Origin of the sequence: Chryseobacterium indologenes (genome assembly GCF_018362995.1) — a bacterium.
Classification (GTDB): domain Bacteria; phylum Bacteroidota; class Bacteroidia; order Flavobacteriales; family Weeksellaceae; genus Chryseobacterium; species Chryseobacterium indologenes_G.
Genome location: NZ_CP074372.1, coordinates 308,863 through 331,587 on the forward strand (window position 1 = coordinate 308,863; position 22,725 = coordinate 331,587).

Below are 22,725 nucleotides of genomic sequence, written 5' to 3' on the forward strand. Positions count from 1 at the left end.
TGTTTATCAGCTGTGCATTTTTTTAAATAGAATTAGGTTTCGATGTTAAAGAAAACTATTTAATTTACTGACTACATTCTCCCAAAGCTTATCTTTCATATTTCTTTTGAAAAAACCAAAGTGATCAATCTTTTTCAACCCTAGTTCTGAAGGAACCAATTTTGTAAAAGATATTTCTTCCTTACTTTTAATATGCTGCCAGTAAGATTCAGTATTTTTCTCGCTTGATATTGTATCATCTACAGTCCAGTACAGATGAATAGGGAATGTGTAATTCTTGAAATGCCCAACGGGGACAGTCTTACCATAGAATTTCGGATCGAAAAAATAATCTTTCTTCTCGAGCCATTTACCCCATTCATATACCACATTTTTAGGAAGATTTTCCATTAATCCAAAGGTTTTAGCTTTTACATATCCGGTCATTAAAACACTGAGGGGAGCAAAAATGTAGAAATAAAAGTAGGCTTTCATTCTGTAAGAAAATGGCATATTGTGGTAGTAGCCGGCTGATACTGCAAAATTGATCATTCCTTTTACATTATCCAGATTTTTCATAAATCCGATTTGTTGTCCTCCTGCACTGTGCCCCACAATCATAAATGGAAGATCAGGGAACTTTTTGTTCAGAAAATCTTTGATAGCAGGCATGTCTTTTACTCCATAATCTGAAAATGTAAATTCACATGTTTTTAAATTTCCAGAAGAAGAATCTCCGCTTCCTCTGTAATCCCAAAGGCAGCACAGGAAGTCATTTTCAGCGAGATAGGTAAGAAAAGATAAATAAATTTCCTTTTTTGTTGCAGTGCCACAATTAAATTGAATGACAGCTTTAGAAGTATCCGGGATGAAAAGGATTCCCTTGAGTTTTACACCGTCTTCACATATTGTTTCAAAGCTTTCCGTTTTCATATTTCTTACTTTCAAGTTTAAATGTAAGAAATACTCTAATTCATTTATAATATTTCACTATGCAATACTTGGTTTCTATATTAATTCTTAAGAATTTAAAATAGTGGAAAGTCGTGGAGGGATAAAGAATTTGTGAACTATTGGTAAAAATAAGAGAATGATATACTTAAAGATATACCATTCTCACCTTCTAAATAAAAAACAGGATGAATTTGTTAAATGATATGAAATTTTATTTTTTCTCTTTAAAATGCGCAATCCCGGATATTTCTACAGAAGCATTTGCGGGTAGATCTGCAACTGCAATACATGTTCTGGTTGGAAAACTGTTTTTAAAATAACTGCCATATATCTCATTTAATTTGTTATAATTTTTCATGTCTTTTAAATATATAATAGTACTTATCAGATCATCAAATGTCAGATTGTAAATTTCAAGCTGAGCTTTAAGATTTTCCATCACCTGTTTCACTTCCGATTCAAAAGTTGAGTCTGAAAGCTGAGATGTAGCAGGATTGATTCCAACCTGTCCGGATATAAAAACCATTTCGCCTACTTTTAACGAGGGTGTATAAGGAACTTTGTTTGCCATATTGTTTTGTGCTTTGATTATTAAATTGCTTGCTATTAATAAGAAAAAAGGAATGAATTTTAACATTTTTGTTCAGTTTTAAGATGAAATAATGGCGGACTAGGCCTTTTCAAGTTGTACCAATTCATTAAATAATTCCTCCGTATAAATCATATTATATCCTGCCTTCCGGGCAAATAAAATAGGCTTTTCATAGATGTATTGTAATTCCATTGGCCGCCCAAAATCATAATCCAGTTTCATACTTGGCGCATAAGGGATCATTTTTTGTGTAAAAGCAATCATTTCCTGATCAAAATTTTCGGGTAATAGAACATCACAGGCTTTTGCCGCTTCTATAACTTCTTTCATTATTATTTTACACCGTTTCAGATCTTTGGGATCATCGAGTATTTGATTTGTTGTTTTGTCCAGTACGACTGATAATCCGTTAAAGGTCATATTCCATACAAGTTTTTTCCAACGGAGTTTTTTTAAAAACTGATGGGATGATGGGACACCTGAACTTATTAATTGTTCAGAAAAATTATCCAATAGAGTGGGTTGCTGAAGATTATAACTTCCTACGTCAAGGTTTCCGTAATCTTGATGAATCACCGTCCCTTTTTGAGTTTTATGACTGGATATAAGGGCTGCACCACCTGCAAGCTGTAAAGAAGGTAATTGAGCAGATAAGTCTTCCTCCATTCCTAAACCATTTTGTACCAGAATTACAATGCTGTCATTATCCACAATATCAGGGAGTATATTAGGGAGTACTTCATTGTTCTGAGTAGTTTTTAATGCCACAATTACGATATCAGATTTTGGCATTTCCTTAGTGCTTTTGTAAGCATTTACAGAGGGGAGAATAATATCTTTATGCGCATTTGAATAGAGTTTCAATCCATTGGATTTCACATATTCATAATCACTGCGAAGGAGAAAATCAACCTGATGTCCTGCGTTTGCCAGCATAATTCCGTAATAACTTCCTACAGCTCCTGTTCCAATAATGGAGATTTTCATATTTTTATAAGTATTTGCTATCCGACCCGGATAATAGAGTTTTAAATAAAAATTTCACCTTTCAGATATAAAGCTGCTTTCCCTGATATTTCAACTCTTTTGTCGAGTAATTTACAATACAGTTCCCCACTGCGCTGAGACGGCTGAAAAGCATGTAACTGACTTTTCTGAAGTTGAGATGCCCAATAAGGAGTAAGTGTGGTGTGTGCAGAACCACAAACGGGATCTTCGTTTACCCCTACGGCCGGAGCAAAAAAACGGGAAACAAAATCATAGCTTTTACTTTTTGCTGTTACAATAATTCCCCTTGCATTTAGAGCTGCTATTACCGGGAGGTTGGGTCTCATTGTACTGATATCTTCTTCATTTTCAAATATCAGCATATAGTCAGTTTTTCCTTTATATGCCGCAATAGGGGTTTTGTCTGTGGTAGATAAAAGTTCATGAGTTAAGAAAACTTCGGAGAATTCATCTTCCGGGAAATTCAATGTAAAAAGGCTATTTTCTATTCCTACGGATAATATACCGCTTCGTGGAGAATGAAATTCAATCTGATCACGTTGATAATTTTCATAATAATAAAGAACAAATGCTGTTGCAAGAGTTGCATGCCCGCAAAGGTCTACTTCTGTATTGGGAGTAAACCAGCGTATTTCTACATTGTTTTCTTTAATTACATAGAAAGCAGTTTCTGAGAGATTATTTTCTGCAGCAATTTTTAATAATATTTCATCAGTTAACCAACCGGTGAGTGGGCAGACCGCGGCTGGATTTCCTTTAAATATTTCACTTGTAAAAGCGTCTACTTGATATATTTTCATTTTCAAAATTTTTGTATTGCAGGTAAAATTATTAAAGTCTGATTATTCAAAGCAGATACAGGTATTGTGTTTTAACAGGATACAGGTGTTATTGATTTTATTTACCTTAAAATCTTTCTATTTTCCCGTGAGAAAAAAGCCGTTTTTACAAGTGTAAAAACGACTCCAATTTTTTTTCATTTTTGAGTTTTTAGAATACATATTTGCTCTTTCTAAAATTTTAGTCCATGTTGTGTTTTTCCAGACTATTAAATCATGTGTTTATTAATGAGGGTGACATTAACTCCCTGTGCAAATATATTGGGATATTTTGACTTATGTTTAGTTTGCCTGATGTCAATATTTGTTGAAATTTTCTGTTTGTTGACGTTTGAATTGAATGTTGATAAAATAACTAATATTCAATACATACATACTTTTGTTTTTTTTGGAATTTTTTATGAATTGATTTTCCTTAGAATTGGGTTTATATGATTTAAAGGTTCAAAATATAGCAATGAAGAGGCTGTATGTTATGAGAAAATACAGTTTGACAAATTTTGACAAATCTTGGCAAACATCAACAAATGGTTTTTTTTTCAGATAAATGAATTGATAATAATTTTGCTGTCATAAAGATAACAGATATGAAAAAAATTATTATCAGCATTTTAATGTGCTATGGATTCAGCTTAAATGCACAAACCGGAAGTGTAGGAATTAATACTTCAAATCCAGACCCTTCTGCCGTTTTAGATGTTAATTCTGCGAATAAAGGTTTATTAATTCCCAGAGTTTCTTTGCAGAGTTTAAGTGATGCAAGTACAGTTCCATCACCGGCAAATGGATTGTTTGTGTATAATACTAATAGTAATTTATCAAGCGGAACAGGTCTCTATGTGAATTCTGGTACCGCAGCGGCTCCTAACTGGCATACATTCCTTCCATATAGTGTCAATTATGTACTGGATAATGCTTATTCAACAACTGCAACAAATAGTGTACAATACCCTTTTCCTGCTTCCGGTACTACTGTCAATAATATAGATCTTGCATTAGGATTAACCGTCGTTGTTCCTGCAATGAGTACGGTTCAGATAGTCGTTAATTATTCAACGCCAGTAGGTTTTTTAAAACCGAATATTAGTGAAAATTTTGGAGGTTATATGGGAGTGCGTTTCTTAAGAGCCGTTGGTGCAAATCCAGCAGCTGAAGCTCAAGGAGGTTCAAGAAAATATTCTATAAGCCAGATTTTTAATGAAAATGTTGGGAGTTATGTAATGACTAGTGTGGGAGCAACATTTGTAGAAACGGTAACAAATAACACAAGCACTGCTGGATCTGTAACATACAGTCTTAACGGATACATAGAAAAGACCCAAGGTACAAACACTACCCCAAATTTTATATTTAATATGTTCTCTGCAACAGGGCAAAATTATAATTGGGGTCGAGGTACTATGTCTGCCCAGGTCTTCAGAAAACCACTTTAATAAATAAATTATAAGAGTAACACGGGGTATTCTATGGATTATTTAAAGAATATACATATAGGAGAGCTAATAGAAATAAAATGGAAATCGACGGGTATTTCCATAGAGAGAACCTGTAATTTTTTTAAAACTACCGAACCTGAGATACAAAAAGTATTCAAGCAGAATACTATGAATTCTGAATGTTTATTGAAATGGAGCAAACTGCTTGAATATGATTTTTTCAGGCTCTATTCACAGCATTTGATGCTTTACTCTCCACCAACTTATAATGGTAGAGATATTAGTAAGACAAAAAAAGGAAATAATTCTGATTTTCCTGTCTTCAGAAAAAATCTGTATACCCAGGAAATTATTTTGTTTATACTTGAGCAGTTGAGGTTAGGAGAAAAGACTAAAAATCAGATTATGGAAGACTATAGAATTCCTAAAACAACATTATATAAATGGCTGGAGAAATACAGGGAGAAGATATAAGCATAAAAGGTCCTGACTACAGGCGGATTTTTCAGGATATCATTGATAAAAAATTTCCTGAGAAAAAAGAATGGTATTCAGAAGTATTGCAAAAAGAAGACTTATGCATGCTTGATGTTTTGAGAATCAATAATTCCATATTCAATACTCAGGATGAAAAGATGGAGATTTACAATCAAAAACTTCGTTCTTATGATGAGCACTCAATTTTATATATGTTAGATTATCAGAGAAAGAATTATCTGACAAATACTCAGTTAGCTAACCATTTCAGACTAAGCAGAAATACAGTTGCTAAATGGAAAAAACATTTTACATTATAAAATTTCAGAATGTAAAATGTTTATTTATTTGCTAATTGTTTTTATATTTCATTAGAATGTTGCTGGAAATAGGTTTTTTTGACATTTTTTGATAAGATAAAATGTCTTTTTTATATTTTTCATAAGTATTATTATAACGAATTTTGTACCCTTGAATTTACACAAATGATGAAAAAAAAAATGATTTCTGATAGGGAAATAAAGAAATTCTGTATTAAAAATGTGGTAATTAATTTTTGCTGTCTGTAATTTTATATGGATGCACATAAATTATGTTCTGTTATAAATATCAGAACAGTTCTATTGTTCTTTATTCTGTGCAATAATAGTTTTTATTCACAAGATAAAGCAAGACGAAGAAGTATAGACAGTCTCGGTAATATAATTAAAGACAAGAATGTATATGCAGATAAAGGAAGCAAGGAAATTCTGAGATTATGTACAGAAATTTATTACCAGTCTAAACAAATCAATTATAATAAAGGCATGCTTCAGGCTATTTTGAAGATGTCTGAAGTATATATGAATGAACGGAATTATGAGCTGTCTTTAAAGAAAATTTCAGAAGGTAAAGTATTATCAGGTAAAGAAAATGATAATGTTGCTTTATCTAGCTTCCTACTTTGTGAAGGAATGATTTATAGTGAAATGGGTTACACAAAAAAATCCCGTTATTCCCTTCAACAGAGTTTAGAACTTGCTGATAAATTGCCGAGTCAGGATTTACATATAAAAAAGGCTGCTGTTTACAGGTGTATGGCTAGAAATATCAGGCAGGAGGGAAATGTGAACCATTATGATTCTATACTCATATATCTTAATAAGGGGTATTCGGAATCAAAAAAAATGAATCATAATTTCTCTTACAAACCCCTTTATTTAGCTTCATTTGCAATGGACATGGCTAAAGAGTATTTTCGGACTGATAAAATTTCAGAATCTGAAAAATACCTTAATGATTTTCAAATTTATATGAAAAATGAAAGAGACAGGTCAGAGTTTATTTATTATTATTTACTTAAAGGTAATATAGAAAATAAAAAGAAAAACTATAACACAGCCCTTGAATACTTTGAGCAATCCAGACAGATTGTTAATGAGTATAAGATTTATACAAATGCTTTAGAAGATATTTATTCAGGACAGGCAGAAGCTTATCGGAGGCTGCAGGATTATAAGAATGAAGCTGTGTATTCAACAAAAGCAAAGAAAATAACGGACAGCATATCTTCTTCTGAGAAAAAAATATTAAATACTATTGTTGCAAACGAAGATACGGTGAAATGTCAGAAAGAGAATTTAAATTATAGTTATTGGTTATTTATTCTACCTTGTTTATTAGGGGTTGGAGGAACAGCATATATTTTTTTTAGAAAAAGAGGAGATGAAGAGGAAAATGAATATATAAGAAATGCTGAAAATGAATTGCCGGTTGAAGAATATAATATTTCCTTTGAAGAAGCTATCTCTCCCCAAGAAAAAGAAAGGCAGGAACTGGAAATTGAGGATTTAAAAGAACTTATCGAACTTGTTCATAATAATGACAAATCCTTTCATTTGAAATTTCATGAGCGTTTCCCATTATTCAATCAACAGCTTTTAACTATAAATCCTCAACTAAGCCATTCTGATCTTGAGTATTGTGCACTCATAAAATTGAAATTTGATACCAAGGAAATTGCACAATATAAAAATGTTTCTGTAAGTTCAGTATTCAGTAAGAAATATAGAATCCGGAAGAAATTGGATATCAGTACAAATGCGAATATTTATACCTGGATGTTTAATATTGGGTAGTTCATATACATATTCAAAAAATAAAAATATGCAATTCTGTTGTTTTATAGTTTAGAAGATATAAAATCATTTATAAGGATTATTTTTATTGATAATGTACTTTTCATTCGCAGTGTAAGCCTGGAAATTCCAGGCTTTTTTATCTATATTTACTATTTTCAGATAGATTTTCAGACAACATCTGACGTAAATAAATCATCAGGAAACAATAATTTTAATAATATTATTGTTGATGTACTAGCTTTGAATTGACTTTAATTTTACTTTGTTCGATCCAATGAATATTAGGGATTTAGTGTTAAATTTGTTATTAATAAATTATATGTTCAATGTCTAGAAAATCCAGGGCTGCATCGTCTGATCTTATTTCTTATTTCACTTTTGAAGAGCTGCTTCAGCAAGTGGGGTTTGATTTAAGGGTTAAAGGATTTATTGTTATGAACAGTAGTAAAAACGACCATACTATTAAACTCAACATGCCTTATCGGGCCGATTATTACTGTATGATACTGGTTAGAAAAGGAAGTATTGGATTTACAATGAAGGATCAGCTGTATGAAATTGCTGCCGGAGATATGATCTTTTGTCCGAAAGGGGAAACTTTCTGGATGGATCATCTTTCTATAGATTATAATGCCAAGTATATATTCTTTTCTTTCGATTTTATTTCTGAATCAGGATTTAATTCAATTGATGTTCTTAAAATATTCACTTCAGATCCGGCAATATTTATTAAGAATGAATCCGATTTATTCAGGAAGGTTGTATTTCATCTTGAACAACTTGAAAATCTGAATAATGCTGAAAAGAATAATTATTATTTCAAAGAAATGATCTGGCATTACTTTTCACTGATCATCTATGAAATTGATAATTACTTAAAAAAAACTGAAAAAATTAAAAGTATTAGCGATAGAGAAGATGAAATTACGACTGATTTTTTTGTTTTAGTTCGCAAGCACTTTAAAGAGCAGCATAATGTACAATTTTATGCAGATCAGTTGTGTATCAGCCGGAAATATCTTACAAGCATTATTAATAAAACCCTACGCAAGTCGCCTAAAGAAATTATTGATCAGGTTTTGATATTGGAGGCAAGACTTTTGCTTAAAAATTCAAATTCTAATATTACTGAGGTTGCTTTACAGCTTAATTTTCCGGATCAGGCTACTTTCAGTAAATTTTTTAAACGTCACACCCGAAAATCTCCACAGGAATATAAAAAAGGAGATTTATATTAAAATAAACGGATTTAAAATCTGTATTAGAGATTTTTAAAAATGGATTACTCAAATTGAGCAATCCATTTTTTATAATATTTGAAGTTTAAATCACATGATCCGTAATAGAGCATCAAATTTTTGTATCTGATATTGTAAAGGTTAGCAGGATCTGATTCGTAAAATCGTTGGGAAGTATTGTAAATAAAGAAAAAGTTTCTATCTTTGCAGTCCCTTAAACAAAGGGATTTACTTGAAAAGTAGGTGACCGACTCGGTAGCTCAGCTGGTAGAGCAATACACTTTTAATGTATGGGTCCTGGGTTCGAATCCCAGCCGGGTCACCAAAAACCTGAACAGGTTTTAATCAGTTAAAAAGGCGCATTTTTATGCGCCTTTTCTATTTAATATCACTTGTTCATTTCTGAAACAAATGTCCCAAATATCTTGAAACTAATCAGTTTTTACGTCATTGTCTCCTATGATGTTTTCTGCAGGTAATGCTGTGATAAGCTCATGGGTCGTAAGCAATGCATGGGCATAAGTAGGACCGTTCAGAACATGGGCTGCATGCATCATTTCGGAAGTGAAGGCTGCTGTTGCATCTTTTACCAGAGTTACATGATATCCTAACTCCATAGCAAAACGGGCTGTACTTTCAACACAGGTGTTAGCGAGTAATCCTATAGCGATGACATGGGTGATGTCCCGTTGTTTGAGCAGCATATCCAGATCTGTATTGGCAAAACCACTTTGCGCCCAGTGTTCCTTGGCGATAATATCTCCTTCCTGAGGGGTAAAATCAGGATGCCATTCTCCTCCCCAGCTTCCTTTTGCGAAAGAATGACGTTCCATAATACCTATCTGAGTAGGGTTAGGAAATTTCCAGTATTGATAATCCGTAGATTCCCATCGTTTGTGTGGAACAATAAAGATCTGTATGTCGGCCTGCCTTACAGCTTTTACAATGCTTCGGAGATTATTTAATAAATTGTTACTTTCAGCAACTTCTTTCACTCTTGGCCACACTTTCCCACCTTCAGATAGAAAATCATTGTAAGGATCAATAAACAACAAGGCTGTTTTGCTGCGTTCATAGATTGGTGCTTCCATTTTCTTTTTTTATTTAATGTAAGATTAATTTTGTCTCAATGCATGCCTCTCAATACTTTTTGCAAACAGAGGAGTCTCGCTTTGATTGTGATGTATAGAGACTGGCTGTCGCTGGGTTTTAAAAAGTTCAAATGGGATACCCTGCTTTTCCAACCCTTTCATGAAATCCTCAGTGGGTCTGGATACAACTCTGTTGGTAAATTCACACGTATTATCATCTATCTTTTTTACGCTCATTTCCCAGTGTACTAAAACAGTAATACGGCCGGTAGGGGTAAAAACATCCGAAACTGACTCCAGAATAAGATGTGTAGGTTCCGAGACGGTTTCTATATAATGCTGTACCATTGGACTTCCTCCAAGTATTTCTACATTGATAGACATTCTCTTACCATCAGATGAGGTTGTAACGCCTGCCGAAATGTGAGCAGGAGAGCATGCCTGATATTCGTGCTCCGGAAGGGTGAAGCACCACTCCGGAATGTTGATTTTTTCAATCGGTGCGTTGATCACAGCAGAAAAGCTTGAGTCAACAATAATTGGTTTATTTTCCATGATAATTATACTTTAATTCATTTTAGTACATCAGTGAATTTATTTTTGTTTTCCTTTATTCCTGGGATCATCCAAAGGATTCATATAGCTTATTCCTAAAGGTCCATAGGCACTTACCTGAGTTTCATAACTACCTGATTTAGCCCAATGAAAATGCGGTGTATTTCCGGGAAGAACCACAACACTTCCCGGTGGATAAGCCTTTAATTGAGCAGCATCGAACTTTTCGCCTATGCCAATATAAAATACACCGCTTATGACTGTATATATTCTGTTTTCGGGATGTTTATGGGGAAGCAGTATCACATCAGCAGGTACTCTTACCCGAACGACATAAGGTGCTACCTTTTTCGGATCTCCTATCAGTACAGCAAGACGGGCTTCCGGTGGAAATGCCGGAAATGCAGACCATTTGATATTTTCTGCATAGATATCACCTAATTCATTATTGGATAAACTTTGAGCATTAGTCCGGTTTGTACTTAGAAATGCTGTGATGCAAAGCAGAGTTATGAAGTAATTTGTTTTTTTCATTTTTTAGAAATTAATTATTGTAGTGAAAACCGACAGGAATTGGACTTTGATTGTCTCATTACTTTTACCTGATCGATTGTATTCGGATGAATTTTAATACCGAAAAAATTACAGAACAAAATTCGGTAGAGTCTGGCAATGGATTACGTGACCTACATCACATAAACAGGGTGCTCAGCTATTATAATGGGTACAGTAAGTGGGGGAGATCAAACAAAAATGCCAAGTAAAAATGATAACTTTTACTTGGCGTTTTCTTGTTGTTAAGACTGAAGAAGCTGAGAAAATAAAATATTCTTATCCGGGAATATATTTCATCCTGATTTCTTCAGAAGAAGTACTGGTAACTTCCTCAAATCCTATTTTCCGATACAGATTGTAAGCTTTATCATTTCCGGGAGTAACCTCAAGAATGATTTCAATGCCATTAAAGTTCTGACAGGCTTCGGCAATAACAGCTTCAATCAATCCCTGACCGATATTTTTCCCCTGAAACTCTTTTTTGACATACATCTGGTAAATACTTCCGGTATTGTTTTCATTTTTAACAAACGTACAGATGCCGACAATTTCATTCTGTGCGAAAGCTCCATATACAAACCTTTCCGGTGTTTCTTCTTCAATATCGCTTTCTATCCGGAATTTTTTAATACTCAGAGCTTCCTGGTAGTTTGCGCCAAAGGCTTCAGGGAACTTTTCCAGACTTTCCAAACGGATAGCCCTGTAAATTTTACTTTCTTCAGGCAGAAGTTTTCGATAATTAATATTTATCATAGTTATTGATGCGTTGTTATCCGGATACAAATGTGTATATTATTTTGAATTTTCCCCTTAATCTGATAGGTTGAATTTCAATAATTATATTAAAATTTTCAAACTAGCCGATCTATTTGTAACAAATTTCATTTCAGATAGTCTTATTATAAAGAAAAACAGACTTTTTGATCGGAATAGTTTACAGAAACCGTTCAAAAAACTTAAGAAGATGTCTGTTTAAGGGGGAAAATTTTAGTACTTTATTTAAATGTTACATTTTTGCAAAATTAACTGCTTATTTCATAATAAGCATGATAATTTATGTATATTTATAACACTTATTGGGGAATAATATAGAATAACAGTAGAAATTTATCAACATATTTCAATGGAATATGTATAGGTAGATATAGGGAAAAGTGGAGCTGATGGAAAGAATTAGTTTGATCATTCTTACGAATAAAAAAATACATTCAAAGGATATAAAAAAAATAATAGCCTGTACAATCTGCATAGGGTTATTTTTATGTATGCTTTCATGCAGCGGTGATTCTCGGGATCAAGAAAGAGAAAATTTTGATACTTCTTTGTTAAACCAGACTTCGGACCTTCAGTTGTCAGGGGAATATGAAGTGCTTATCCGGCTGAATATAAAATACCTGAAAAAGGCTGCAAAAATGAAATATAAAGCTGGAAAAGGCCTTTGCTACCTGAATATGGCAGGGGTGAATGTTTCAGCAGGAAATTATGATAAAGCCCGTTTTTTTTTCAACAAAGCGGAGAAAGATTTGAAAAACTCTGAGAATAGCTATCATAAAGCAGCATTCTATAATGACTACAGTCTGTATTATTCTCATCTTAAACTAAATGACAAGGCTATTGAATGCAATAATAAAGCATTCTATTATCTAAAACAGGCCCAAAAAACAAGTCTTACTCAAAAACTTCTTCCAAGGCTGTATGTAAACAAAGGGATTTACTATGCATGGAAAGGGTGGTTCGGAACTTCTCTAAAATGTTTTAACAAAGCGAATGTACTGGAAAACTCGGCCTATAGCAATTGTATGGTTGCCCAATACTATTTATTTGTCCATAAACCAGATTCTGCCGGAATATATATTGAGCGTGCAGATGAGAAGATGCTAAGTCAAAAGACAACCGACGTAGAATCTCTCTGGGTTTACTATACCATGGGATATTACTATAACGAAGTGGATAACAGCGAGGAGGCCGAGAAAGCACTCAGGAAAGCCTTAGACATCAATATTAAAACAAGGCGTACATATTCTTCGCATATCAAAGAGGTTTATAAGGCACTGGCAGAACTGTATAAAAAAAAGAACGACGGAGGAAAGGCTTATTTCTATCTGAAGAAGTATATGGAAGAAGAAGGGAGGTTTGACGCCGCCCGATTTACCACGATGAATAAGGCAACCGAAGATTTTATTTCTGAAGTAAAGCAGGAGTCGGATTGGCATAAGAATGATCTTCCGCTGTTTATTGCCTTGTCTATCAGTGTTCTTACCTTTTCAGGAGTATATGTACGGAAGATAATTAACAATTTAAGGCTAAAGAAAAACTCCCTGAAAGAAGAAACGGATGAGCTGAAAAATCATGTGGAAACCAAGCAGCTGGAAGAAGTAATAGAACTTGCCAAGAGGAATGATTCTTCTTTTTTACTAAAATTCAAAGAACTGTATCCTGATTTTATAAAAGCGCTTTTGAAAATAAATCCTGACCTTGAAAATTCAGAACTGACTTTCTGTGCCATGCTGAAACTACGCTTCTCATCCAAAGAAATTGCAGACTATACTTTTGTACAGCACAAATCTGTACAACAGAAAAAATACAGGATCAGAAAAAGATTGAGTATCCCCGGAGAAACAGATATTTATGACTTTTTTGAAAACTTAACTGAATAAAGAATTTCATCACAATAAAAAATACCGGATTCTGTTTTATAAAAGAATTTATTATTGATTTCAGCAGGAACATCATTAAAGAATTTAAAAAAATTATTCTGAGAGATTTTTAATCCTAATTTATACAGGAATTTAGCTTAAATAGAGAAACATATGACACGTATTTTTCTTGTTGTTTTACTTATTATTTTGGTTTCGTGCCATTCTCATTCAAAGAAAGAGGCTGAAAAGAAATTTGATGTTTCCCTGCTGCAACAGAATGAGCAATTCAGAGTGGCGGGAGAATATGACTCTCTGATCAATCTCAACAAAAAGTATTACAAACTGGCTGATAAAATAAATTATGCAGACGGAAAAGCGCTGTGCTATATCAATCTGGCAGAACTTAATATTTCTTTAGAAAACTTTCAGAAGTCCCAGATTCTTTTCGATAATGCAAAAGAAATCCTGGATCAATCAGAAGATGATCTGCATAAAGCCAGATTTTATAATGTCTATGGCCGTTTCAATATGGAGCTCCGAAGAATTGACAAAGCTTTTCAATATAATAATGAAGCCATGAGCCTGATCCAGAAAAGTGGTCAGTCTGAGCTTAAAAATGATCTTCTTTTCAGTATTTATTTCAGGCAGGCTATCTATTTTATCCAAAAAAAGAATTACGAAAAAGCACTTGAATATTTTCACAAAGCCAAAAAGCTGGATAACTCAGGTCTTACGGATTGTGCTATAGGTGATTATGTTTATATGCATAAAAATAAAGACTCTGCATACAAATATGTAAGCACTGCTTACGATAAAGCCAATATAAGAGGGAAGGATGACGGGATAGCATTGTATGCCAATACTATTATGGGAGAATATTTTCTTACCAACAAACAATACGACAAGGCAGAAGAAACGCTTAAAAAAGCTCTGAAGATCAATGAGAAAACTAAACGTATCTATGCCTACTACGGAAAGTATATCTATAACGATCTCAGAGTGTTGTATGAACGCACGGGAGATAAAGAAAAAGCATATTTCTACCTGAAAGGCTATACAGATGCTTATTATAAAACCAATACGTCTTTACTGGCTACAATTAATCAGGATATGGAATCTTTTATTACGGGGGCCCAAAAGGATGCTGAACATCATAAAAGTAAGATATACTGGATTGTCTTTCTGTCACTTGCCGGTCTTTCTCTGCTGGGATTGTATGCCTGGAGAATTATCAGGGCTTTAGGGAAAAGAAAAGAGGTGCTTGCTATAGAAGCTGAAAATCTTAAAATCAGGATGAATGATAATAAACAGGAAGAGGTCTTAGAGCTTGGTAAGAAGAATGATCCTGAATTTCTGAACCGTTTTAAGGAAGTTTATCCTGAATTTATAGATCAACTTTTAACAATTAATCCTAATCTTGAAAGTTCTGAATTGATTTTTTGTGCAATGCTGAAACTGCATTTTACATCCAAAGAAATTGCAAGCTATACTTTAGTTCAGCACAGAAGTGTCCAGCAAAAAAAATACAGAATAAGAAAGAAACTGAATATTCCGGGAGAAACAGATATTTATCATTTCTTTGATACCTTGAAATAATTACAAAAAAAAACTGTCTGATTTATCAGGTCAGACAGTACTCGAAAATATTCTCTTTTCACCACTTGGATTTTTTTAGTGGTCTCTGGGTCAAATATGAAAATTTTTAACGAAAACAGAAAAAAACACTCTACTACATGGGTACTACATCGTGTATTTGTGTTTTTAAATCGCTGATACATAATGAGTTGTTTTTGTTGGTTGTTTTGGAGGTTTATTTATGAAAAAAAAGCTGATGATTCTAAACTGCTTCATTTTTTTAGCTCATATTTTTTATAATTTATCTTTTTGACTGTTGCTCAAGTAGCATTTAAGTATTACTTTCTTTCTGATTTTCAATTTCTTTTTTCGGTCACCTTTTGATCAGAATATTCAAAATATTTTATTCTTTAAAACTCTGCTGATTGATGAATATAAAAGAAGTGAAATATAAATTATTGATAATTAATAACTTATGATAAAGGTGTATCTGTGTAGTATCACCTTTTTTTGTTTTTTATTAAAAATATATAAGTTTTGTAGAGGGTTTTATTGTGAATGTTATACGATATGTTTGGTTTTGTTGAATTTATGATAATGGTGTCTTTGTGTTAAGATAACTATAGAAGAATAGAAACTGAAACAATCTTTGAATAAATATTTTCAATGAACTTTCCAAAATAACTTTAAATAAATCTATGAAAAAAAGAATTTTATTCGTTTGCGCATTAGCGTCTTGTTTTACGGTTTTCAATGCTCAGAGATGGGAATCTGTTTCTCAAAAATCTTCGGGTATAAGAGAAGGAGTCGAAGTGCAGCATTCTTACAGAGTTGATCTGAAGTCTCTGAGAGAAATGTTGAAAAATGCTGAAGAGACGGGAAAAAATGCACGTCCTGTTATTATTTCTTTACCAACAGCAGAAGGAAAAATTGAAAAATTTGCGGTCTATAGCAATCCTGTAATGGATCAATCTCTTGTAGACAGATATCAGCTGGGATCCTATGTAGGAATTGGCGTGGATGATGCTTCTAAGTATTTAAGATTCAGTACATCTCCTACAGATATGCAGTCTATGATCATTAAAGACGGTATATTTCAGTTTATAGAACCTATAAGTGCAGATAAGCAGACTTATGGCGTTTTTTATAAAACAAAGGAAAAAGGAGATGTGCATGGGTTTGAATGTGATACGGAGCATGATCTTAAAGAGATTGGTAAACTGGTGGAAAACGGAAAAAAGATGCTTTCCAATGTAGGAATTACCAACAGACCTACTAATACGAAATACAGAACTTTCAGAATGGCTATGGCTGTTACCGGTGAATATACACAATTTCACGGAGGTACGGTTGCCGGAGCTGTCGCTGCAATCAATAATACAATGACAAGGATCAATGGGGTTTTTGAGAGAGATTTTGGAGCTCACTTTAATGTGTTGGATCTTCCGGGAATTATTTATACAGATCCTGCTACCGATTTTTATATACCTCAGGCAGCAGCAGGAGATCCGTCATTAAACTTACAGCTGCAACAAAAGCTGACGGCAGATGTTGGAAATGCCAATTATGATATTGGGCACGTATTTCATCGCAATGTAGGACAAAGCAGAAATGGAAATGCCGGAGGAATAGGAATTGTTTGTACAAATCCTGCCACTAATACCTCCTTAGGAAAAGGTGCCGCTTTTTCAATGAGCCCTGACCCTGTAGGAGAGGTATTTGACTTAATGGCAGCTCACGAAATGGGACACCAGCTGGGAGCCAACCATACCTTCTCTATGAGAACTGAAGCTTCCGGTGCCAATGTAGAGCCTTGGGGAGGAACAACGATCATGGGATATCCGGGAATTACTCAGGATAATATTCAGGCCAATATGGATGGATATTTCCATTATAAATCTATTTCCCAGGTATTGAATAACCTCGAATCTAAAGTAGGATGTGGTGTTGCTGTTGATATCATAAACAATACCGCACCGGTAATTACACCTTTGGCTAATTATTCTATTCCTAAAGGAACTGCCTATTATCTGGATGCTGTAGCAGTAGATGCAGAAAGTGATCTTGTTACCTATACATGGGAACAGTACAACAGTGTAGGAGACAGGAATACCATTTCCGGAGATAGCGGATGGGGCTATAATGCAGAAGGAGCTATCGCGAGATCTTTACCGGGAACAGCTAACAGCAGAAGATATTTCCCTAAGCTGGAAACTGTATTGAATGGCGTACTGACAGATAAACAGGTATGGGAAACCGTTTCCTATATCCCAAGAACATTGAACTATGCAGTAACTGTAAGAGATCAGAATGCATTAAGACCAATGACTTCCACTGCTGAAACAGTTGTAACAGTAGGTAATGACGGACCTTTCAAATTCAGTGGACTTACCACAACATCTGTTTTATATAATGATGCTTCCAATACCATCACATGGGATGCTGCAAACACCAATAACGCTCCTTATAATGTCGTTGCTGTAAAAATAGATTATACAACCAATAACGGGGCTACATGGACAGATCTGGTAGCTTCTACACCCAATACGGGAAGTTATGCTGTACAAATGCCGGCTAATGTAACGGGGACTGTTAAATTAAGAATATCAGCCATAGGTAATATTTTCTATGCTGTATCTCCGGCTGTAACAGTAGGAACGGCTCCTACTTCTACTGCCGTTGCTCCAACGGGAGTTTCTGCAATAGAGACAGAAGTTTTAAAAACAACGGCGAGAATATCGTGGAATAAATTACCGGGAGCCACTTACTCTGTCAATTACAGAAAAGTAGGGGCTGCAAGCTGGTCGAATACAACAAGTGCTGCCAACTCTGTATTGTTGTCAAATCTTGAAGATGAAACCAATTATGAAGTACAGGTAGCTGCTGTTGTGAATAGTGTTCCTGGAGCATTCTCTACTAATTATGCCTTTAAAACAAAAGGGTTGAGAACGGGTTCAGATTATTGTTTAATGACTACAGGAGGAAATGGTGGAAGCTTTAATAGTGGTCTTGTAAAATTGACATTATCTAACCTGGCTTATGTATACACCGGATTGGATGTTTATAAAACATATCTTGACTTTAGTGAAGATGCAACTAAAGTTGTTAATTTAACAAAAGGAACTCAGTACACCGCAAGCTTTAGAAACCTTGCAGGCGGAAACTATAATGATTGGCTTGAAATCTGGATAGATTACAACAGAAACGGAGTCTTTGAAAACTCTGAAAAAGTAGTGACCAGTGGAGCTCTTCCTTTCTTTGCTGCCGCTGCTCAGGCTTACCTTCGTGATGGAAATGTGACATTTACAGTGCCTGATACGGCGTACTCTGGTGAAAAATTGTTGAGAATGAGAGTTGCAAGTACTTTCTTTAATGCAGCCAGCGGACCTTGCGGAAGTCCTACCGTACCTGTAACTGGTGGTGGAATCGTTTCTGTAGGTTCTTTCAGAGATTTTTCTGTGAAGATTTCGGAAAATGCTAACCTTGCTGTGAGAGATATTGTAGACACAAAATCTTACGAAGTATCTGTTTATCCTAACCCTGCAGATACATTTGTAGAAGTGAAAAACCTTAAAGGTAAAGCAGATTACAAAATCTACAGTGCTGACGGAAGACTAGTTCAGGAAGGTAAAATTGATGGAAAGATCAACGTTGCTTCTTTGGTAAAAGGAATGTATGTGATCTCTATAAAAGATGATAAGGATACTTATAATACTAAGTTAATCAAGAAATAACACAAATGAATCTCCGCATCAGGATCTAAAACGCGGAGAGAAAAAAGATTTATTTAACTGAAAAAGGCTGTCTCTGGTTGAGGCAGCCTTTTGTTTATGATGAAGTAAGATGACCATTAAAAAAGTCCAGCATGGTTGCCAATGACTTTTCAGAATGCATCCGTTCGCCGTTTTCCAGAGATTCCTGTGTGGCAATGGCAGCTCTCTTCCGCATGTGAAGTTCGTAGTTGGAAATCGCTTCCTGTAAAGTGCTGTAAGTATCATTCGTTAAATATTCACTCAGTTCAAGTGCGTCCAGCATAGCCATATTGGCACCTTCTCCTGCAAATGGAGGCATTACGTGGGCTGCATCGCCTATCAGAGTCAGATTGGATTGTGCTTCCCAGGTCTGATCTGAAGGCATAGCGTAGATCAGGCGCGGAATAAATGGAGTGGCAGCATTTTCAAACAATTCATTCCAGACGGGGCTCCATTCGGAATATTCTGTTTTGAACCATTGTAGTATCTGTGCATTATCAGAAAAATCAAGACCGCTGTCTGCAGGCCAGTTTTCATCAGCTTTAAAGCTTGCATAAAATCCCAGATCTCCGTTACCTTTCTGACCCAGCAGAATATTTTTGGTATTTCCGAATGCCATTATTTTTCCTCCTTTAATCATGGCATCAATCTGAGGAGCAGCTTCCTTTGAAACATTTCCTTCCAGCATGATAATTCCGGAATAAACAGGTTTAATATCAGTAAGATAAGGCCGTATTTTAGAATTAGCTCCATCACCTGCAATCACAAGATCTGCATATTCTGAAGTTCCGTTTTTAAAATGCATAAGCCATCCTTCATTCTGAGATTCCATCTTTAGAAAATGACTGTCCCAGACTACGGTCTCAGGATGTAGTGACTCTAAAAGCATATTCCTTAAAGGTCCGCGGTCTATTTCTGGACGGAAATGTTCCTCGCCAAAATCTTCTTCGGGTTTCATCTCATGATCATTGAAAAATATTTCTGCCTTTTCATTCATTATCAGTGTTCTGTCTGCTCCGGGGCGGAAAGTCTTTTTGAATTCCTCCAGCAGTTCTGCTTTACGGATGGCTGCTAATCCGGAATCTTCATGCATGTCGAGAGGAGAGCCCTGTACCCGTGCATTTTTATTGAAATCTCTTTCATATACTTTTACGTTGGCTCCTTTCAACTGTAAAAGTCTTGCCAGTGTAAGCCCTGCGGGACCGCCACCAACGATTGCTATTGATTTGTTTTCTATCAGCATTGTTAATTTAAATTTTACAATGCAAATTTATTTTCCTTTCAATACGGATAATAGTACAAATCGGTCGTTTTTATTTTTGGATAATTCTTTAGGAGCAACTCCGGAAAACTTCTTCACTTCTTTGATGAAATGGTTTTGATCAGTATAATTAAGTTCGGGAAAGAGTCTTCCCTGCGCGATGTGCTCCAGAGATACTCTGAAACGTAAAATAGTAGAGTAGGCTTTTAATGATAAGCCAAGCTGTTTGGTAAAATACCGGTTGATCTGCCTGCTGCTCCATCCTGTTTTTTCAGAAAGTTCCTTTACACTCATTTCTCCTTTTGAAGCATATACCAACTCGAAAAGCCTGTGTTTTCTTTCATCTGCTTTTTGGGGAAGCAGATCTTTAATTTTTTGGGTTGCTTTTAAACAACAAAGATCAAAGTTTTGTAAATCATCAGCTTTAAAATCCCAGAATCCGTGAGAAAGCTCTTTTCCTATATTTAATAGATCAGCGATAGAAGTATTTAAGATATATTCAACAGCAATAGGTTTGAAACTGACAACAAAAGCAGTCATATGGGGAGCGATATATCTTTGCTCCGGATAAGTTTCCAACCCGAGAAGCGTTACATGAAAAGGTTCTGAATCCGACTGTGAGAAGAACAAATCAACTCTTCCGTCAGGAATAATCACAACTTCTTTAGCTTCACCTGAAAGGTTTTGAAACGTTCCCAGATTTTCAACAAAATCAGCAATCTCTTTGTCGGGTTCGATGAAGTTATAATAAAAGTCGTTGTCCATATTTATGCCTGCAGAATGTTGCTTTTAAAGAAGAAAATTACAAAATTTGGAATAGACTGACAAAATATTCCTCATTGTACAGAATTAAAGCAAACCCTAAGATTTTAAATCCTATTTTTGTTTTGGAGAGATTTCAAAAATAAATGTATCATAGTTCTTATTCTCATGGACAAATCATCACTTAACACTTACTTTCATTCCCTTTTCAGTATCAAAGCGGAAGTGGTTGAAAAGATCACAGAAAAATTTATCCATTTTGAATTAAAAGGCAATACTATTTTGTTGGATAAGGATGCAATAAGTACTAAAACATACTTTCTGGAAAAAGGGTATGTACGTTCCTATATACTGAATGAAGATAATGAGGAAATCACAACCAATATCTATACAGCTCCTTGCTTTGTGAATGATTTTCTGTCTTTTTTCAGGCAGCAGCCCACCAAAGAAATATACCAGACAGTAACTGACTGTATTTTCTGGGAAACAGGATTGGAGAATGTACAGGACAATTTTCACAATATTCCTGAATTCAGGGAGTTCAGCCGGCTTCTTTTTGTGCTTAATTACTACAATATTCATGACAGGCTGATAGAAATGGCAAGTCAGAAAGCTTCCACAAGATATTTTAACCTGATGAAGAAAGATCCTGATATTTTTCAGCATGTTCCTTTGAAGATAATAGCTTCTTACCTGGGAATCAAAGACAGTTCCCTGAGCCGGATCAGAAGGGATATTCATAAACTTTAATTTCTTTTCATTTGTCAAGTGATATTTCAGAGATCAACCCTGATCTTTGCTAAAAATAATTTCATGAACAAAAAACATATTGTCGTTGTTGGATTAGGTGGAGTAGGCGGTTACTTTGGTTTTAAAATAAATCAGACCAATGAAACTTCCGGAAAATATACTGTTTCTTTTGTTGCCAGGGGAGAAACCTATAAAAAAGTAAAAGAAAACGGATTGACTCTGCTGTCTCCCGAACATTCCAATACTCAGACATATCCCAATGCTGTGGAAGAGAATATCAGTGATATTCAAAATCCTGATCTCGTGCTGATCTGTGTAAAGGAATATGATCTTGAGAATGTGTGTAAACAACTGCTGCCAGTCATCAATAAAGAAACCATTTTACTTCCGATGATGAACGGAGCAGATATCTATGACAGAATACGTAAAATAATTCCTGAACATACGGTTCTACCGACTTGTATCTATGTGGCTTCCCATATTAAAGAAAGGGGAATTGTGGAACATAAAGGAAAAGCCGGGAAAATGATTGTGGGAAGAGATCCTGAGCATTTTTCTGTTCCTGTAGAATGGATTACAGAGTTATTGGCTGAAAGTAAAATTGATTTTGACTTTAAAGACAATTCATTAACGGATATCTGGACGAAATTTATTTTCATTGCCAGTTTCGGACTGGTAGCAGCTAAACATAATTCTTCAATAGGAGCTGTCTGTACTGATGAACAGCAGAAGAATGAAGCAACTGAAATTATGAAAGAAATTAAGCAGATTGCAGATAAAAAAGAAATCTACCTACAGGAAGATATCATTGATAAAACCTTTGAAAAAGCGTCTACTTTTCCTTTTGAAACACCCACTTCTTTACAGCTTGATATCAATTCAGGAAAGAAAGAAAACGAACTGGAGCTGTTTGCAGGAGCTGTACTGAAATATGGCTCTGAAACAGGTATTGAAACTCCTTTTACTCAGAAAATCTACACTGAGATTAAAGCAAAATAAGTTTTGGCTAAAGCCAAAAAGAAAAAGAAATATAAGAAGGCGGGTTAAAACCCGCCTCTATTGAAATTAAATATAAAAGATAGAAATTTCTTAAGAATTCCCAGATTCTATTCCATAGTTAAGCATCGTGCAGAGGTCTAAAT

Annotated in this window: 20 protein-coding genes and 1 tRNA gene; 11 read left to right on the plus strand and 10 right to left on the minus strand. The window is 34.7% G+C overall.

Translation table 11 applies throughout. The annotated features are described in order from the left end of the window. Positions 1 to 45: 45 nt before the first annotated feature. The 4 genes from DYR29_RS01270 to DYR29_RS01285 all read right to left on the minus strand — a co-directional run bounded on the left by DYR29_RS01270 (position 46) and on the right by DYR29_RS01285 (position 3,333). Positions 46 to 912 (minus strand): alpha/beta hydrolase family protein, encoded by an 867-nt coding sequence (locus DYR29_RS01270; protein ID WP_213278873.1) that lies wholly within the window; start codon positions 910 to 912, stop codon positions 46 to 48. A 232-nt stretch (positions 913 to 1,144) separates the two neighbouring features. Continuing rightward, positions 1,145 to 1,504 (minus strand): RidA family protein, encoded by a 360-nt coding sequence (locus tag DYR29_RS01275; protein WP_249413580.1) that lies wholly within the window; start codon positions 1,502 to 1,504, stop codon positions 1,145 to 1,147. A 99-nt stretch (positions 1,505 to 1,603) separates the two neighbouring features. Continuing rightward, positions 1,604 to 2,512, minus strand: a complete 909-nt coding sequence (locus DYR29_RS01280) for a 2-dehydropantoate 2-reductase (RefSeq protein WP_213278875.1) — start codon at positions 2,510 to 2,512, stop codon at positions 1,604 to 1,606. 41 nt (positions 2,513 to 2,553) lie between these two features. Further along, positions 2,554 to 3,333 carry a PhzF family phenazine biosynthesis protein gene (locus DYR29_RS01285; protein WP_249413581.1) on the minus strand — a complete coding sequence of 260 codons (780 nt, stop codon included), beginning with the start codon at positions 3,331 to 3,333 and terminating at the stop codon, positions 2,554 to 2,556. Positions 3,334 to 3,959: 626 nt separating this feature from the next. Between DYR29_RS01285 and DYR29_RS01290 the strand changes: the two genes are divergently transcribed. From DYR29_RS01290 to DYR29_RS01315, 6 genes are all read left to right on the plus strand, one after another. Continuing rightward, on the plus strand, positions 3,960 to 4,805 hold the full coding sequence (locus DYR29_RS01290; RefSeq protein WP_213278877.1) for a hypothetical protein: 846 nt from the start codon (positions 3,960 to 3,962) through the stop codon (positions 4,803 to 4,805). 171 nt (positions 4,806 to 4,976) lie between these two features. After that, positions 4,977 to 5,282 (plus strand): hypothetical protein, encoded by a 306-nt coding sequence (locus DYR29_RS01295; protein ID WP_342213461.1) that lies wholly within the window; start codon positions 4,977 to 4,979, stop codon positions 5,280 to 5,282. Then, positions 5,252 to 5,605 carry a helix-turn-helix domain-containing protein gene (locus tag DYR29_RS01300; protein ID WP_213278879.1) on the plus strand — a complete coding sequence of 118 codons (354 nt, stop codon included), beginning with the start codon at positions 5,252 to 5,254 and terminating at the stop codon, positions 5,603 to 5,605. Before DYR29_RS01295 ends, DYR29_RS01300 begins: the two co-directional genes overlap by 31 nt. A gap of 255 nt (positions 5,606 to 5,860) precedes the next feature. After that, complete coding sequence (locus tag DYR29_RS01305) at positions 5,861 to 7,402, plus strand: helix-turn-helix transcriptional regulator (RefSeq protein ID WP_213278880.1); 1,542 nt, start codon at positions 5,861 to 5,863, stop codon at positions 7,400 to 7,402. Between the two features lie 329 nt (positions 7,403 to 7,731). Then, positions 7,732 to 8,643, plus strand: a complete 912-nt coding sequence (locus DYR29_RS01310; protein ID WP_213278881.1) for a helix-turn-helix domain-containing protein — start codon at positions 7,732 to 7,734, stop codon at positions 8,641 to 8,643. 249 nt (positions 8,644 to 8,892) lie between these two features. Beyond that, positions 8,893 to 8,968, plus strand: a tRNA-Lys gene (locus tag DYR29_RS01315). Between the two features lie 106 nt (positions 8,969 to 9,074). Here DYR29_RS01315 and DYR29_RS01320 read toward each other — a convergent pair. The 4 genes from DYR29_RS01320 to DYR29_RS01335 all read right to left on the minus strand — a co-directional run bounded on the left by DYR29_RS01320 (position 9,075) and on the right by DYR29_RS01335 (position 11,597). Then, positions 9,075 to 9,734, minus strand: coding sequence for a cysteine hydrolase family protein (locus DYR29_RS01320; protein ID WP_213278882.1), 660 nt, complete (start codon positions 9,732 to 9,734; stop codon positions 9,075 to 9,077). Between the two features lie 24 nt (positions 9,735 to 9,758). After that, positions 9,759 to 10,289, minus strand: coding sequence for a hypothetical protein (locus DYR29_RS01325; protein ID WP_213278883.1), 531 nt, complete (start codon positions 10,287 to 10,289; stop codon positions 9,759 to 9,761). Positions 10,290 to 10,328: 39 nt separating this feature from the next. Next, on the minus strand, positions 10,329 to 10,823 hold the full coding sequence (locus DYR29_RS01330; RefSeq protein WP_213278884.1) for a cupin domain-containing protein: 495 nt from the start codon (positions 10,821 to 10,823) through the stop codon (positions 10,329 to 10,331). Positions 10,824 to 11,120: 297 nt separating this feature from the next. Next, positions 11,121 to 11,597: a GNAT family N-acetyltransferase gene (locus tag DYR29_RS01335; protein ID WP_249413582.1), complete on the minus strand. Its 477-nt coding sequence runs from the start codon at positions 11,595 to 11,597 to the stop codon at positions 11,121 to 11,123. A 410-nt stretch (positions 11,598 to 12,007) separates the two neighbouring features. Between DYR29_RS01335 and DYR29_RS01340 the strand changes: the two genes are divergently transcribed. The 3 genes from DYR29_RS01340 to DYR29_RS01350 all read left to right on the plus strand — a co-directional run bounded on the left by DYR29_RS01340 (position 12,008) and on the right by DYR29_RS01350 (position 18,792). Beyond that, positions 12,008 to 13,501, plus strand: a complete 1,494-nt coding sequence (locus DYR29_RS01340; RefSeq protein ID WP_213278885.1) for a tetratricopeptide repeat protein — start codon at positions 12,008 to 12,010, stop codon at positions 13,499 to 13,501. 153 nt (positions 13,502 to 13,654) lie between these two features. Continuing rightward, positions 13,655 to 15,079, plus strand: a complete 1,425-nt coding sequence (locus DYR29_RS01345) for a tetratricopeptide repeat protein (protein WP_213278886.1) — start codon at positions 13,655 to 13,657, stop codon at positions 15,077 to 15,079. 677 nt (positions 15,080 to 15,756) lie between these two features. Beyond that, the gene (locus tag DYR29_RS01350; RefSeq protein WP_213278887.1) at positions 15,757 to 18,792 is read left to right on the plus strand and encodes a reprolysin-like metallopeptidase; all 3,036 of its coding nucleotides are present in this window, start codon (positions 15,757 to 15,759) and stop codon (positions 18,790 to 18,792) included. 94 nt (positions 18,793 to 18,886) lie between these two features. Here DYR29_RS01350 and DYR29_RS01355 read toward each other — a convergent pair whose 3' ends face one another. Both DYR29_RS01355 and DYR29_RS01360 read right to left on the minus strand, forming a co-directional pair. Beyond that, on the minus strand, positions 18,887 to 20,053 hold the full coding sequence (locus DYR29_RS01355; RefSeq protein WP_213278888.1) for an FAD-dependent oxidoreductase: 1,167 nt from the start codon (positions 20,051 to 20,053) through the stop codon (positions 18,887 to 18,889). Positions 20,054 to 20,080: 27 nt separating this feature from the next. Then, positions 20,081 to 20,836 (minus strand): helix-turn-helix domain-containing protein, encoded by a 756-nt coding sequence (locus tag DYR29_RS01360; protein ID WP_213278889.1) that lies wholly within the window; start codon positions 20,834 to 20,836, stop codon positions 20,081 to 20,083. Positions 20,837 to 21,001: 165 nt separating this feature from the next. Between DYR29_RS01360 and DYR29_RS01365 the strand changes: the two genes are divergently transcribed. Further along, a complete protein-coding gene (locus DYR29_RS01365; RefSeq protein WP_213278890.1) occupies positions 21,002 to 21,583 on the plus strand; it encodes a Crp/Fnr family transcriptional regulator in 582 nt (193 codons plus the stop codon). A 63-nt stretch (positions 21,584 to 21,646) separates the two neighbouring features. Continuing rightward, on the plus strand, positions 21,647 to 22,582 hold the full coding sequence (locus tag DYR29_RS01370) for a ketopantoate reductase family protein (RefSeq protein ID WP_213278891.1): 936 nt from the start codon (positions 21,647 to 21,649) through the stop codon (positions 22,580 to 22,582). Positions 22,583 to 22,725 lie beyond the last annotated feature (143 nt).